Origin of the sequence: Thermanaerothrix sp. (assembly GCA_026417795.1) — a bacterium.
Lineage (GTDB): Bacteria > Synergistota > Synergistia > Synergistales > Synergistaceae > Thermanaerovibrio.
Window position 1 is genome coordinate 58,475 of sequence record JAOACP010000001.1, and the last position, 14,118, is coordinate 72,592.

Sequence of the window (14,118 nt, forward strand, 5' to 3'; positions counted from 1 at the left end):
TCTTCAACACCAATACATGCAAAAAAATTGCCAAAGACCCATCCTTCGGAAGCTTTGAAAACATCGAAAAATAAAACGCAACCCCCTTTCGGGAGTGTGCGTGGTCCGCACGGCACTGTGCGGACCATAGGGTGGTTGCGTTAGCCTTGCTGCCTTAGTAGGCGCAATATCTGGTGTGTTTATGAAGTAATTTATCGGGTAGGGCGGCGGTTCCTGTGATAGGTCAAGGTTCGTCGGGGTATGCCAAGATTCCTTGATATCTCAAGATCTGATAACCCCATAGACTTTCCCCTTGATATTTCAATGCTTAAGCGATGTATGGACAGATTGGGGTTTGCCCTAAGTGGTTTGGAGAGAAGACTGCTTAATCTTACTGTACCGGCTTTGGTTACAGCATAAGTTCCCCTAACGCATCTGGAGATGGTGGATGGGGATAAGCGGGTTATCTTAGCCAGGTCTGTTTCCGTTAGTGGTTCCAGATGTTGGGACTTGCCGGACAGGAAGTTTCGCTGGGTCATGGTTACAGCAAGACCGATTGCAGCTAAGGTTCGATACCGTGCCGAGAGCCTGATCAGGATGGAGCGAAGTTTTCCCCTATTGGTTAATGGGCCAGTTAAGGATATGGAGGGAATGTTTTCCCTTAATAGTTTGAACGAAACCCCTTCTTCACAGGGAGTCATGGATATCTCCGGCCTAACCGGTGTAGAGGCGGTCCCAAGGGGGAACGGATCAAGCTTCCGAAGGCTCATCATGGCACTCTTTATCCTATCAAGATCCCACCCGGTGGCTTTGGATATGAGATCCAGCCTTGATGATTCAAGTTCTCGATGAAAATCCTTGAGCAACCTGGCTCCATCGGAGCCATCCAGAGAAAGACGTCTTAGCTGTATTAAAAGGTAGTCCCTTAGATCCTGTGCAAATATCCCAGGAGGGTCTAGTTGATCCTGGATCTCCTTGAGGGCTTCTAAGAAACGGTCCAGAGGGATGCCGAGGCTGGAAGCGCATTCCAGGGGGGAACCGTTCAAGTACCCCTTGGGGCCCAGCAGGCATACCCAGTCCAAAGGGGTTGTGCCCTTCGGGAGGTCCTTTATGAGGCTCAGCTGGAACTCTATCTCTCTTATCTCATCCAACGGTTCTTCCCAGATGTTTTCCTCCATCGGCAGCTCCAACCGCCCATGGGGACGCTTAACTATTACCGATGGAAGATCCTCACAAGCTTTATGCAGCTCTTCCACCAGCTCGTCAGGGGAGAGGAAAAGCCAGTTCCCGCCTCTTAGCAGATATGGTTTAGCTCCTATCCCCACGTTGGGGTTGTTGGAGAGCCTTATCTCAAGAAAGGCCATGGCGCTGAAGCCGCCTTAATAAGGAGAACCTTGATATGCCTAGCTCTTTTGCCGCTTGGGTCTTGTTGTTTCCACATCTTTCCAGGGCCTCAATGATCAATTCAAGTTCCCTGTTGGCCAGCTTTGCGTCCAGGGAGTTGGTAACGGACACTTCTTCCTCCTGGGGGAGGGTTAACATTTCCTCCGGCAAGTCCTTCAATGATATTACGTGGGATTCTGGGTCAGAGAGTATGACCAACCTCTCGATCAAGTTCTTAAGTTCCCTTACGTTGCCGGGCCAAGGGTAGTTTAGGAAGAGATCCTCCACCTCAGGGGAAAGGTCCTTAGGCGGCCGTCCTCTCTTTATGGAGAAGGTCCTTAGGAAGAACTCTGCCAGTTCTATCACATCGGATCCCCGCTCCCTTAATGGCGGGATCTTGATTGGTATCGTGGATATCCTGTACAAGAGGTCTTTCCTGAAGAGACCCTGGGTGGACATTCCCTTAAGGTCCTTGTGGGTGGCGCATACCAAGTTCAGGGATACTTCCCTTTCCACTGTATCACCGAGCCGCCTAAAACGCCTGCTGTCAAGAAAGCGGAGCAGTTTAGACTGAAGGGGCAGAGGAAGATCTCCTATCTCATCCAGCATGACGGTACCGCCATGGCCTATCTCCAGCAGTCCATTTTTGTCATCCGTAGCGCCAGTGTAAGCTCCTCTTTTATAGCCGAATAGTTCCGCCTCAAGCAGGCTTTCGGGTATGGCTCCACAGTTTATCGCCACGAAGCTGCCTCCGGGCGAGGTTGCCTCGTGAATCATCCTGGCGATGACCTCCTTGCCGGTGCCGCTCTCACCGGTAAGCAGTATGTTGATATCCCTTTGTCCCTTAAGCCGGTTTACAGTGTCTCTAAGCCTCGCCATGGGGACAGAAGAGCCTATAAGCTGGGTGCTTCCCATGGCGGCACCGCGGGCGGCCATATCTACGGAGTAACGGCGTATGGCTCGTTGGACCATTTTTCTTAATATCTCCAGGGAGAATGGTTTGTCGATGTAGTCAAAAGCCCCGTTCCTTATGGCCTTGACTATAAGGGGGCTTTCCCCGTACGCAGTCATGAGTATTATCCTCACGTGGGGCAGGGCGGATGATATGTTGGGTATTGCGTCTGCTCCAAGGCCATCCGGAAGCTTGTGGTCAAGGATTATGAGCTGCGGAGGTTGATGCGGTGACCTCGCGGATTGCAGGAGGGATTTCAACGTGCCGAAGGTGAGGACCCGATGACCGTCCTTCTCAAAAGCCCTTCTGAGCCCCTCCGCAAGGGCCCTCTCATCCTCCGCTATCCATATGTCCGCCATGATAACTGGGCCTCCTCTTGGTTTGAAGATGTTCCTTGGTTTGGTGTGTTTAGTGATATTTTAAAGCTGGTAACCCCATTACATACTGAAAATGATATATGTCCTCCCATTTCTTCCACCAGCTTTTTTGCTATGGCCAGCCCTAATCCGGTGCCGTTGGGTTTTGTGGTTACGAAGGGTTCGAATATACGGTCTGCCATGTGGCATGGTATCGGCTCTCCCGTGTCATCCACGCCTATTATCAGTCTCTCCCCTTCCATTTGAGTCCAGATTACCAGCCTGCCTCCGTCAGGCATGGCCTCAACCCCGTTTGAGATGAGGTTTAAAAGCACCTGCCGCAGTTTGCCCGGATCTGCCTCCACCAACTGGTTTGGGTTTTCAATCCGAGTTTCAAGATGAATTGTCCCAGAAGTGGCTATGGACCTCATCATGTGAGTGGCCCAGGATATCACTTGACCGATAGGAAGGTGCTCCATCTTACCCCTGTGGGTTCTTGCGAAAATCAGGAATCGCTCCACAGTGTCAGAAATCCTGTTAAGTTCCCCTGCTAAGAATTCGAGGTTTTCCACGGCCTCCTTCGGCAAGCGATCCTGCATCTCCATGAGCAGCTCCACGTGTATTTTCATTGCGGCCAAGGGATTTCGCACCTCATGGGCTACTCCTGATACCATCTCTCCCATCGATACCAGTCTATCCATGCGGCTTATTTGGGATTGAAGCCTTTGCCACTCTTGCAACTGAAGGGCCATCCTGTTGAATGACCTTATAAGGGTTTCCAGCTCGTATATGAAAGTCCCTTTTATCGGGGCTTCGGTCTGGTGGTCTCCTCGGGCGATGGCCTCCATAGCCCAGGAGAGTCGCCTTATGGGGTATGTAATCATGTAAGCTAAGACTATTGCCAGCTCCAGGGAAACTAACAGGGCTATTATGCCCCAAACCAAGATGATCCTGTTTTCTTCCACCACCTTGCCCATTATTTCAGATCGGTTCAGGCGGAGCCTTATCGCTCCACCATCCCTGGACCTTAGCACGATATCCCCTTGGGAGGATGGGATTAAAGTTGGGGCAAGTCGCTGAATCACCCTTTCAGTTTCGTTAAAATATAGGTTCCGGGTTATTTCGCCGGCGAGGCGAGCGTCGTCAAGGGCTCTTTTTATCTCCATCTCCAGGCTGGTTTTAATTTGCAGGGCAAGCAAGGTTCCTGCTACGCCCACCACTGCTATGGTAACGATGGCCTTTAAGACGGTCTCCAGGGAGGGTTTGTTGGCTGTTTTCATCTTATCCGCATCTCTTTCCATGGAATTATTGCGATTCCTTGGAATCCCAGGGTCAGGAGCATGCTTACTTCCGGCGGTATCCTTAACCCGCAAAGGGCTGTGTGAATGAGCAAAGACCAGCCAAGGATGGCGAAGGACATCCTATGCCGTAGCCTCCTTGGAAGGTATATGGGGGTTAGGAAGAAAACAGCCACGAAGGTCCAGCTTAGGCGGCCCACGAACATTATGTCGTAGTTAGGGATATGGCTTATAAGAAGCGCCACTGTGGCGATGAGAAGTATAGCCCCGCGATTTAATAGCATCCAGTGGTCGTGTCGGGTTTCTTTGGTGTGGGTTAAGCGTACGTTGTCTTTCCCAAGCCCTCCAATGTCGTAACATACGGCGGATGCCGCGAGCAGTAGCTGAGAGTTGGCGGTGCTGACCGCTGCCGCCATCACCGATACGAAGAAAAGGCCTGCAGCCCAGCTGGGACATTGGGAACTCAACAGCCGAAGTAGCCCCTCTGGATGGGCGCCATGAAATACGTTGGAAGGAATTGATGAAAAGATGAGGGCCATGGAGGACAACAGCAGGTATACCAAGCCTATCAGCACAGGGGATATGGAAAGCATTGCGAACGCATCCCTCTCTTTCCTGCAAGCCATGATCCTTATCCCGTATTGGGGGTTTGCTGCGACCCCAAGACCCCAGGCTAGTGCGGAGCTGATTACCTGAAGGGATTCAGTGGGAGATTCCCATACGTTGAGTTTGCTCGGTGAGGAAGCAGAGATTTCCCTTATGGCATGCCAAAACGGTTTTAGGTTTACGTTTAACTCAATTGCAGCCACCAAAACTCCCACGATGATTACCAGCAGGTTCAATGCGTCACTCTTGACAACCGATTGGTATCCTCCGAAGGTGGTGTAAAGTACGAATAGGTACACCAGGGCGGTGGAGCTGAACCCGTATGGTATCCCCAGCATGTGGGAGGCCACCAGCCCAAATGCCTTGAACTGTATTGCTATGTATGGCACGTATGATGCGAGCAACACCGCGCCGCCAAGCTTTACTAGCCTGTTGTCTTCGTAAAACTTGCCCACGAATTCCGGCACGCTTACGCTTCTTGACGCCCTTAGCCTTAGGACCGCAAAGGGCATTGGTATTAACCCCAACAGCCAGCCGTTTACGGATCCTGCGAAAGCCACCATCCCGTCGTGTATCATCCAGGTGGTGAAGCCAATGATGGATGCGGCGCTTAGCCAGGTGGCGCAAAAGGTCATGGTGCTGAATAGGACACCCGTGTCCCTCCCGCCAAGGTAGAACCTTCTAATGCTGTCCCGCCATGGGAAGGTTTGTCCTGTTAGGAGTATTATGGCCAGGGTGTACCCGCTGAAGGCAATTAGGTTTACGGCTAACGATGGCATCTTGTCTTTTGCCTGTACCTTATTAGAATGGCGCTCAAACTGAACGGGAGCACCAGAAGGATGGAGAACACTAAAAGGTTTGCCCGCATTTTTTTTTACGCCCCCTTCCGTTGAGATCCCACGCAGATAAGATTTTAGGTATAATTGACGATGTCAGTAATTGTCAAATGACGTAGTCTTCTCCCTGCGAGGTAGAAGACAGCGGTCTTTAATCTAAACGGGAGGTGTGGATCATGAGGATCAAAGAATCTTTAGGAAGCCTATTGCCCCGCGATGGACTTAAGAAGCTCATGATGTCCCTGCTCACCCTTTCGGTTCTATTCTCAGCCGGGATGGCTGGGGGATATCTCTATTCTCTGCTAAACGATCCTGCGGGCCTTCCCGTGGGGGCCTCCGTGGCCTCTGCGGATGTGCCGACCGGCCCTTCCAACCCATACGCCGGCAATCCCATAGTGCCGTTGGTCAAGCGCTCTGCGCCTTCGGTGGTTAACATAGACACCGAAAAGATGGTTAGACAGTCCTTCAGCCCGTTTCCGGATGAGTTAATGGAGGACCCTTTCTTTAATCAGTTTTTTGGAGAGCACTTTAAACAGTTTACCCGCGTTGTCCCGATGAAGGGCAAGGGATCGGGGTTCATAGTCACCAAGGATGGCTATATCCTCACCAACAACCACGTGGTTGAAGGGGCTGACAGGATAACGGTGACCATGTTGGACGGCCGTCAGCTTCCCGCAAAACTGGTGGGGCGTGATCCCACCTTTGACCTGGCGGTGATAAAGGCGGATCTCAAAGATGCAGCGGCCCTCAAGCTTGGAGACTCTGACGCCGTTGAGGTGGGAGAGTGGGTTGTGGCCATAGGCAACCCCTTGGGACTGGAGAACAGCGTTACGGTTGGTGTCATATCCGCAAAGAACAGGACCATAAGGGCGGAGGACATGAACTTCCAGGGCTTCTTGCAGACCGATGCGGCCATAAACCCTGGCAACAGCGGAGGTCCACTTATCAACTTAAGGGGTGAGGTGGTGGGGATAAACACCGCCATAGTGCCCTACGCCCAGGGGATAGGATTTGCGGTTCCCATAAACATGGCCAAACAAGTGCTTGATGATCTCATAAAGCATGGGGAAGTTCGCAGAGGGTGGCTTGGCGTAATGGTGCAGCCCAACAACCCCGCCTTTGCCAAGGCATACGGGGTGCCTACATCGGATGGAGCCATCGTGGCAAGCGTAAAGTCCGGCTCCCCGGCGGATTTAGCGGGGCTTCGAAGGGGAGATGTGATCATATCTGTGAGTGGGAAGAAGGTCCTGGACGATAAGTCCCTAACGTTCCTCGTGCGGTCCTTCGTAGCGGGCACTAAAGTTAAAGTTGAATTTTATCGGCGGGATAAGAAGATGTCCGTGGACGTGGTCCTTGGGGATGCCTCATCCGGGAGGTCTTGGGTCCCCAACCTACTTCCTTCTTCAAACAAACGGGCTGCGGAGGTTAACGTAATGGGGGCCGCTGTAGGGGCTCTGGATTCAGGCCTTCGATCAAGCTTTGGCATACCGTCGGATATCCAAGGGGTCGTGGTTCTTAAGGTAAGCCCGAAGTCCCGGGCGGAGTCCCTTGGGCTTTCCAGAGGGGACGTGATAATGGAGTTCAACGGGGTTAAGATAAGCTCCATTGCCGACATGGAGAATATCGCTAAGGGGGATCTAAAATCCCTTGCGGTGTTGATATGGAGAAAGGGAAACACCATGTTTTTGTCAGCCAGCTGACGATACCCTGGCAGGGGCCGGGAGATATTCCCGATCCCTGCCATTTTTTGCTTGTTTTGGTATGGGGTAGGGCGATTTATACGAGGTTATCCTCCAGAGGCATGGAAAAAGTGAAGGTGCTACCCTTGCCCGGGGCGGACTTCACGGATATGTATCCTGAGTGTAGGGAGGCTATCCTTTTGGCTATGGTAAGGCCAAGGCCGTGTCCCCCGCTGGATCTGGATTCATCCTCCCTCCAGAATGGCTGGAAACAATTTATAGCGGTCTCTTCGTCCATTCCTATCCCGTAATCCGTGACGGATATGATGGCCCTTCCGCCCCTTCGATCCACCCTCACCGACACGTCCACGAAGGACCCTGCGGGGCTGTACCTGCAGGCGTTTTCGATTATTTGACGGCACATGTTGACCAGCAGGTCCTCGTCACCCATCACCGGGGTTTCTTCCATGGACCTTCTTATTCGTATCGATTTTGATGATATAAGCGGCGCAAGGGAATCTATGGCCTCTTCGGCCACCACGGACAGGTCTGTGGGCCGCAAGTCCACCCCATCGGCGCCCTCAAGGCGGGACAGCTCCATCAAGCCCTTGACAAGCATTTCCAGGTGGCCAACCTGTCTTAGAACGTCTTCCAGCTTCTCCTTGTAGTAGGATGCGTTGCGATCCTTCATCAGCGCCAACTCGATGCGCCCCTTGATTATAGCTAGGGGAGTTCTTATCTCGTGCCCCGCGTCGGAGAGGAACCTGCTGCTTAAGCTCGCCCCGCTCTCTCTAGCTATCACCGAATAGTGGCGGACCAGGTCCCCGATCTCCTCCTCGTATCCTCCAAGCATGTGTTCCGGCATCTTTGATCGAGCCCCGTCTGCTAGGTCCCTTAGAACCCAGAAGAGCCGCTTGATTCGTCTTTCGTAGAGGAGCTCGTCGAAGACCGCCATGATGAATATAACTGGAACACAAAGAGCAATTGAGGCGAGTATAGCCCTTACCACGCCTGGCTGGGAGAACGTGAAAACCACAACCCGATCGATGGAGAAAAGGGCCGTCTCCTGCTGCCACATAAGAGATGCCAGCAGGAGAAGGAGAACCGAGAATCCCAGCAACAGCGCCACGCCCATAAGGGTCTTTAACACCGCAGACCGTATCTGGGTCTTTGAAAGGGAGTTTAGGATATTACTATTGACAAGTTTTGTTAGCTTTCTGATCATTTAGACCCCCATAAGACGTGGAATTTCAATTCCCCTGTCCGTGGCGGGCTTAGTCGCCGTCTGGGTTGGTAACCTTGTAGCCCACCCCCCGTACGGTTACCACCATCATGTCTAGGTTGAAAGGACGCAACTTGTCCCTTAGGTACTTTATGTGGACGTCCACCACGTTGCTGGTCCCGTCGTATTCCTTCTGCCACACGTGGGATATTATCTTGTCCCTGCTGAATACCTGGTTCTCATAGCGCATGAGGAGCTCCAGTATGTCGAACTCCCTGCGACGAAGGGGTATCCTTATATCCCCCACACGGCACTCCCGGGCCACCGGGTCCAGAGTCAGGGGGCCGCACTTAAGCATGGACCTTCGCTGGTCGGAACTGCGTCTTACAAGAGCGTTTACCCTGGCCATGAGCTCCTTAAAATCAAACGGTTTGGTAAGGTAGTCGTCAGCGCCCTGCTCCAAGCCTCTTACCCGATCTTCTATGGAGTCCTTTGCGGTGAGCATGATCACCGGGGTATTGCAGCCTTCGTCCCGCAGCCTATCCAACACCTGAAACCCGTCCATCTCCGGAAGCATCACGTCAAGGACTATGCAGTCGTAACCCCCGGGTACCGCCATTTCAAAGGCGGTCTTGCCGTCCCCCGCGGTATCAACCACATGTCCTTCCTCCTCGAAGCCTTCCTTAAGAAGCTGGCAGAGATCCTCGTTGTCCTCAACGATGAGAAGTCTCATAGGCGTTACCTCCTGTTGCGCTGTGGCGCAGGTTTTTAATTATACCTTGTTCATTAACTTAGCACAGCCCCGCGGACTTTGTCGAGACCCTAAATTAAATTTCTTGCTCCTGCCTTGATGGTTGGGTGGTGTGGGTATATACTTACCATTGCCCTTTACGCGGACCCATGGCATGCCTGGGCCTGGGTTAAGGGACGATATTTAGAGGAGTGAGTTTTCGTGATATCCAAGGAAGCCAAGCAGAAGATAATCGAGGAGTTTAAGGTTCACGGGGCGGACACCGGTTCCCCCGAGGTCCAGGTGGCCATTTTGACCCACAGGATAAGGGAGCTTACCGAGCACATGCGGGAGCATCCGAAGGACTTCCATTCCAGGAGGGGGCTTCTTGCGATGGTTGGTAAGAGGCGGAAGTTGCTTTCTTATCTCAAGGAGAAGGACTTCGGCCGTTACAAGAGCCTTGTTCAGAAGCTGGGGCTTAGGCACTAACCTGGGTGTGAAGATCCAGGTATTGAGGCGGGGCCAATTGGCCTCGCCTTTTATTTTGTGCTATCCTTAACCGTCATAGATCGAATGGGAAGACAGGGAGGATTACTGATGTCAAAGGTTGTAAGCATGGAAATAGGAGGTCGGGTCCTGTCGTTCGAAACCGGCAGGATGGCCAAACAGGCTAACGGAGCCGTTCTGGCCCGTTATGGGGATACGGTTGTTCTTGTAACGTCCGTCATGTCGGAAAAGCCAAGGGAGGGGCTGGATTTCTTCCCCTTGTTGGTGGACTACGAGGAGAGGTTTTACTCTGCTGGCAAGATACCCGGTGGGTTCATAAAACGTGAGGGACGTCCATCGGAGACCGCCATACTGAGCGGCAGAATGGTGGACAGGTCAATAAGGTCTCTCTTCCCGGAGCACATGAGGAACGATGTGCACGTGGTGGCCACGGTTCTGTCGGTGGATCAGCAAAACCCGCCGAACGTGCTGGCCATAAACGCCGCCTCAGCGGCGTTGTCCATTTCGGACATTCCATGGGATGGCCCCATCGGGGCGGTTAGGATAGGGTTCGTGGACGGACAGCTGGTGGTAAACCCCACGGAATCCCAGATGAGCGTTAGCGCCTTGGATCTTCTGGTGGCTGGGCATGATGGAGGAATCACCATGGTGGAAGCAGGGGCCAACGAGGTATCCGAGGAGCTCCTTGTGGACGCCATGGAGCTTGCCCATCGGGAGATAAAGCGCATAGTGGCTTTCATTCGGGACCTTAGGGAGCAGGTGGGAACGCCAAAGGTGGAGATACCTGAGCCCCTGAGGATTGAGGAGATAGACCGCTGGATAGAGGAGGAGCTTCGGGAGGACATATACAAGGCGGTCCAGATTCACGGCAAGGTGGAGCGTAAGGATGCCTTGGCGGAGATAACCAAGAGGGCTGTGGACCGTTTTGAGGCATCCTATCCGGACTGTGGTTCCTACGTGTCGTCAGTGGTAGAGGAGTGGGTTAAGAAGGGCCTCCGCCGCTTGCTCCTGGATGAGGCCAAGAGGGCCGATGGACGAGCCATGGATCAGTTGCGCCCCATAACCTGTGAGGTGGGCATACTGCCCAAGGTTCATGGTTCTGCCTTGTTTACCAGGGGAGAGACCCAGGCCTTGGCGGTTACCACCTTGGGTATGATGGGTGAGGATGACCAGATCCTTGATGGGCTGAAGCACGATGAACCTGCGAAGAGGTTCCTCCTGCACTATAACTTCCCTCCATATTCGGTGGGGGAAGTTCGCCCCATGCGCGGCCCAGGGCGCAGGGAGATAGGGCACGGCGCCCTGGCGGAGAGGGCATTGCGCCCCCTTTTGCCCTCCGAAGAGGAGTTCCCGTATGTGGTGAGGGTTGTCTCCGACATACTGGAGTCTAACGGTTCCAGCTCCATGGCCAGCGTGTGCGGCGGTAGCCTGTCAATGATGGACGCCGGGGTTCCAATAAAGAAGGCGGTTGCTGGCGTGGCTATGGGGCTGGTCACCGATGGTTCCAGGGTTTGCATACTCACGGACATACAGGGTCTTGAGGACCACTATGGGGATATGGACTTCAAGGTGGCTGGAACCAGGGATGGGGTTACCGCCCTTCAGATGGACAACAAGGCGGGGGGTATAACCAGGGAGATCCTGCAGCGGGCCCTAGCCCAAGCGAGGGAAGGCAGGATGCGGATTTTGGACATAATGGACTCCGCCATAAGGAGCCCCAGGGATCAGATTTCCCCCAACGCCCCAAGGATAATGACCATCAGCATAGACCCTGACAAGATAAGGGATGTGATTGGCCCTGGCGGCAAGACCATAAGATCCATAATAGCTCAGACCGGAGCGAAGGTGGACGTTCAGGATGACGGCAGGGTTTGTGTGGCCGCCCAGACTGAAGAGGCTGCCAGCCACGCCATAAAGCTGATCTCGGATCTTACCCGAGAGGTGCAGGCGGGGGAGATCTTCGTGGGCAGAGTTACCAGGATGTTGGGCTTTGGCTACTTTATAGAAGTTCTCCCGGGGAAAGAGGGGTTGCTGCACGTTAGCGAGATAAGCACCCACCACATACCCAAGATAGAGGACGCCTTCTCCATAGGCGACGAGGTCCTGGTGGTGGTGCGGGAGATAGACGACATGAACAGGATCAACCTTTCAAGGCGCCGCCTTATAGAGCGTTATGACCAGCTCGCCAAGGATCCGTCTCTTTCTGCTCAGGTGGAGGTTGAGCGGGCCAGGGAGATCCGGTATGGCGCATTGAAGGCCGACGGGAATTCCCAGAGGCCTGCTTCCGGGGGACGCCGGGATGGGGATAGGCGTTCGCCTTCCGGCGATCGAAGGGACAAGCACCATCGGTGATGGTCATGGGCATGTCTTCCGTTGAGGTTAGGATAAAGAGGGGCAGTGGTGCGGAGGACCTGCCCCTCCCGTCTCAGGGGACTCCCCATTCGTCCGGTGTGGATCTGCGTTCTGCCGAAGAGGGGATTTTGATGCCTGGGGAGGTTAGGTCCTTTGGGACCGGCCTCTTCGTGGAGATACCGCCGGGGTATGAGTTTCAGGTTCGCAGCAGGAGTGGTTTGGCCCTTAAGAATCAGGTTATGGTCCTTAACTCCCCAGGAACGGTGGATGCGGACTATCGCGGAGAGATAAGGGTTATCCTTTACAACGCGGGCTCCCAGCCATTTGAGGTTAAAAGGGGAGATAGGATAGCCCAAATGGTGTTGTGCCCGGTATTTAGGCCTCTTTTCTTGGAGGTGGAGGAACTCTCCGAAACCGACCGGAGCTCCGGGGGTTTTGGCAGTACCGGGGTAAGATAGCTGGCATTGTGTGCGTTATGTCGTGGCCATAGTGACGGGCACCGGGGATCTACCCGGTGCCCGCTTTGTTAGCGCGAGGAGGCCCTCCGGCCTAAGCCTTCTTTCTTTCCTCCGCCTTCATGGCGCTCCAAAGACACCATGCAAACCCTCCAAACACAAGGCCTAGTATAACGACCATCGTGACCTTCCACATGCTAAATCCCCCCTAGTCCTTGGCCTGGAGCTTGTACTTCATGGTATCCGCCAGCCAGTTATTCAGGATATAGAACACTGCCGCCGCTATGGCCCACTGGACGAACATGGTGCCAGGGGTGTAGGTGTACTTTGATATGGGCAGGAACTTGTACCACTCGCCAGGGTACCAGCTTATGGATTGCTTGAGCCACCATCCGAAGATTATCACGAACCACAGGGGGAAGAGCTTTACCAAACTCCACATCCACTCAACTTTCACGTCTGAGCAGGGTTCGATCCACTCTACCCACAGTTTCTTGACTCCCACCTTCATCGCGCCGATGGAGAAGAGAAGCCCTGATATGAGGAGCCCAACGCCCCATACCCAGTCCTGGTTCTCGAAGAACGTGTTGTTCATGGCAGAGGGTGCGCCGCAGATAAGGCATGCGATGCCAACGGTCCACGCGGCCTTTTTCCTGTCCCATCCTGCGTCGGCCAATATGCGGCATCCAAGCTCCATCATGGATATCTCCGAGCTCAAGGCCGCCATTATGAGGGCCAGGAAGAACGCTATGGCCATTATGACTCCGCCGGGTATTTCAGCGAATAGTTTGGTCAGGTGGATGAAGGCTATGCCGTTGTTGCCGGACTTTACCGCCGCCATGGGATCCGGAGAGAAGGCAAATATGGTGGGTATCACGCAAAGGGCGGCCAGCGATGCTGCGGTGGTGTCAGCAAAACCAGTGGTTATGGAGTTAAGAAGTATGTCCTCCTTCTTGCCTGCGTAAACGTAGTAGGTCAGGAATAGCCCCCATCCAGCCCCGGTGGACCAAGCCACCTGGGTGAAGGCCTCCAGGTAAGTCCTTGCCTTGAGCACGTCTTCCATCCTTATGGTGAAAAGGTACTCAAGCCCCTTCCAGGAGTTAGGAAGGAAGTTTGCTCTTACGGCGAGGAATATCAGCAGCACGAAGATGGAGGGTATCATTATCTTATTGGCCCGCTCAAGTCCGTTTTGGACCCCCGCAAGGCATATGAAGAGGGACATGGCCACCGCTATGGCGAAGAAGATTAGCCCCGCCATGGGGTCGTTGATGAAGTTCTTCCAAAGCGCCTCCGTGTCCAGCCCTGGTTTTATGACTCCGGAAACCGCATATATGAAGTACCTAATGCACCAGCCGATGACGACCGCGTAGTAAAAGGTTATGGCAAGGCATACCCAGGCGATGAAGCCGCCTACCCAGGTCCATTTGCGTCCCAGCATCTCCTTCCAGGATCCTATGACCCCCATTCTTGTGGACTTGCCCCAAACTGCCTCGGCGCACAGAAGGGGTATGGCCCAAAGGAACAGCGCCAGGAAATAGGCTATGTAAAAAGCTCCTCCGCCATTGGTGGCGGCCACCCGGGGGAACCTCCATATGTTGCCGGTGCCCACCGCCATGCCTATGGCGGCAAAAACCAGTCCCCACCTGCTAGACCATTGTTCGTTCTGTCCCTTGATCTGTTCCGCCATGCTCCTTAACCTCCTTTTTCTCTGATGTAGTTGAAAGGAAAGGCCTTAGGGGAACTTGCAGTGGCACCTCCCTTCT

11 protein-coding genes are annotated in these 14,118 nt (G+C 53.7%); 4 read left to right on the top strand and 7 right to left on the bottom strand.

From position 1 onward, the window contains the following. Positions 1-191 precede the first annotated feature (191 nt). Genes N2315_00330 through N2315_00345 form a run of 4 tightly spaced genes read right to left on the bottom strand, consistent with a single transcriptional unit; the run spans position 192 to position 5,353 of the window. Entirely contained in the window at positions 192-1,343 is a 1,152-nt protein-coding gene (locus tag N2315_00330; protein MCX7827647.1) for a hypothetical protein, read from the bottom strand. Continuing rightward, positions 1,330-2,673, bottom strand: a complete 1,344-nt coding sequence (locus N2315_00335) for a sigma-54 dependent transcriptional regulator (protein MCX7827648.1) — start codon at positions 2,671-2,673, stop codon at positions 1,330-1,332. Before N2315_00335 ends, N2315_00330 begins: the two co-directional genes overlap by 14 nt. Next, complete coding sequence (locus N2315_00340) at positions 2,655-3,971, bottom strand: ATP-binding protein (GenBank protein MCX7827649.1); 1,317 nt, start codon at positions 3,969-3,971, stop codon at positions 2,655-2,657. The genes N2315_00335 and N2315_00340 overlap by 19 nt, the downstream gene beginning before the upstream one ends. After that, on the bottom strand, positions 3,947-5,353 hold the full coding sequence (locus N2315_00345) for a sodium:solute symporter family protein (protein ID MCX7827650.1): 1,407 nt from the start codon (positions 5,351-5,353) through the stop codon (positions 3,947-3,949). The genes N2315_00340 and N2315_00345 overlap by 25 nt, the downstream gene beginning before the upstream one ends. Before the next feature lie 233 nt (positions 5,354-5,586). Here N2315_00345 and N2315_00350 point away from each other — a divergent pair, with 233 nt between their 5' ends. After that, the gene (locus tag N2315_00350; GenBank protein ID MCX7827651.1) at positions 5,587-7,110 is read left to right on the top strand and encodes a Do family serine endopeptidase; all 1,524 of its coding nucleotides are present in this window, start codon (positions 5,587-5,589) and stop codon (positions 7,108-7,110) included. A 76-nt stretch (positions 7,111-7,186) separates the two neighbouring features. Here N2315_00350 and N2315_00355 read toward each other — a convergent pair whose 3' ends face one another. After that, positions 7,187-8,314: a HAMP domain-containing histidine kinase gene (locus N2315_00355; GenBank protein MCX7827652.1), complete on the bottom strand. Its 1,128-nt coding sequence runs from the start codon at positions 8,312-8,314 to the stop codon at positions 7,187-7,189. A 49-nt stretch (positions 8,315-8,363) separates the two neighbouring features. After that, positions 8,364-9,044 carry a response regulator transcription factor gene (locus N2315_00360; GenBank protein MCX7827653.1) on the bottom strand — a complete coding sequence of 227 codons (681 nt, stop codon included), beginning with the start codon at positions 9,042-9,044 and terminating at the stop codon, positions 8,364-8,366. Positions 9,045-9,263: 219 nt separating this feature from the next. Here N2315_00360 and rpsO point away from each other — a divergent pair, with 219 nt between their 5' ends. The 3 genes from rpsO (at position 9,264) to dut (ending at position 12,358) form a co-directional block, all read left to right on the top strand. Next, a complete protein-coding gene (rpsO, locus tag N2315_00365) occupies positions 9,264-9,530 on the top strand; it encodes a 30S ribosomal protein S15 (GenBank protein MCX7827654.1) in 267 nt (88 codons plus the stop codon). A 108-nt stretch (positions 9,531-9,638) separates the two neighbouring features. Beyond that, positions 9,639-11,900 (top strand): polyribonucleotide nucleotidyltransferase, encoded by a 2,262-nt coding sequence (locus tag N2315_00370; GenBank protein ID MCX7827655.1) that lies wholly within the window; start codon positions 9,639-9,641, stop codon positions 11,898-11,900. Between the two features lie 11 nt (positions 11,901-11,911). Next, positions 11,912-12,358 carry a dUTP diphosphatase gene (gene dut, locus N2315_00375; protein ID MCX7827656.1) on the top strand — a complete coding sequence of 149 codons (447 nt, stop codon included), beginning with the start codon at positions 11,912-11,914 and terminating at the stop codon, positions 12,356-12,358. Positions 12,359-12,563: 205 nt separating this feature from the next. Here the strand turns inward: dut and N2315_00380 are convergent, their stop codons facing one another. Beyond that, a complete protein-coding gene (locus N2315_00380) occupies positions 12,564-14,042 on the bottom strand; it encodes a sodium-dependent transporter (GenBank protein ID MCX7827657.1) in 1,479 nt (492 codons plus the stop codon). Positions 14,043-14,118 lie beyond the last annotated feature (76 nt).

What these genes read in the sequence shown, in the direction of transcription:
- N2315_00330 (MCX7827647.1), bottom strand. Translation starts at nt 1,343, where the DNA reads ATGGCCTTTCTTGAGATAAGGCTCTCCAACAACCCCAACGTGGGGATA.
- N2315_00335 (MCX7827648.1), bottom strand. Translation starts at nt 2,673, where the DNA reads ATGGCGGACATATGGATAGCGGAGGATGAGAGGGCCCTTGCGGAGGGG.
- N2315_00340 (MCX7827649.1), bottom strand. Translation starts at nt 3,971, where the DNA reads ATGGAAAGAGATGCGGATAAGATGAAAACAGCCAACAAACCCTCCCTG.
- N2315_00345 (MCX7827650.1), bottom strand. Translation starts at nt 5,353, where the DNA reads ATGCCATCGTTAGCCGTAAACCTAATTGCCTTCAGCGGGTACACCCTG.
- N2315_00350 (MCX7827651.1), top strand. Translation starts at nt 5,587, where the DNA reads ATGAGGATCAAAGAATCTTTAGGAAGCCTATTGCCCCGCGATGGACTT.
- N2315_00355 (MCX7827652.1), bottom strand. Translation starts at nt 8,314, where the DNA reads ATGATCAGAAAGCTAACAAAACTTGTCAATAGTAATATCCTAAACTCC.
- N2315_00360 (MCX7827653.1), bottom strand. Translation starts at nt 9,044, where the DNA reads ATGAGACTTCTCATCGTTGAGGACAACGAGGATCTCTGCCAGCTTCTT.
- N2315_00370 (MCX7827655.1), top strand. Translation starts at nt 9,639, where the DNA reads ATGTCAAAGGTTGTAAGCATGGAAATAGGAGGTCGGGTCCTGTCGTTC.
- dut (MCX7827656.1), top strand. Translation starts at nt 11,912, where the DNA reads ATGTCTTCCGTTGAGGTTAGGATAAAGAGGGGCAGTGGTGCGGAGGAC.
- N2315_00380 (MCX7827657.1), bottom strand. Translation starts at nt 14,042, where the DNA reads ATGGCGGAACAGATCAAGGGACAGAACGAACAATGGTCTAGCAGGTGG.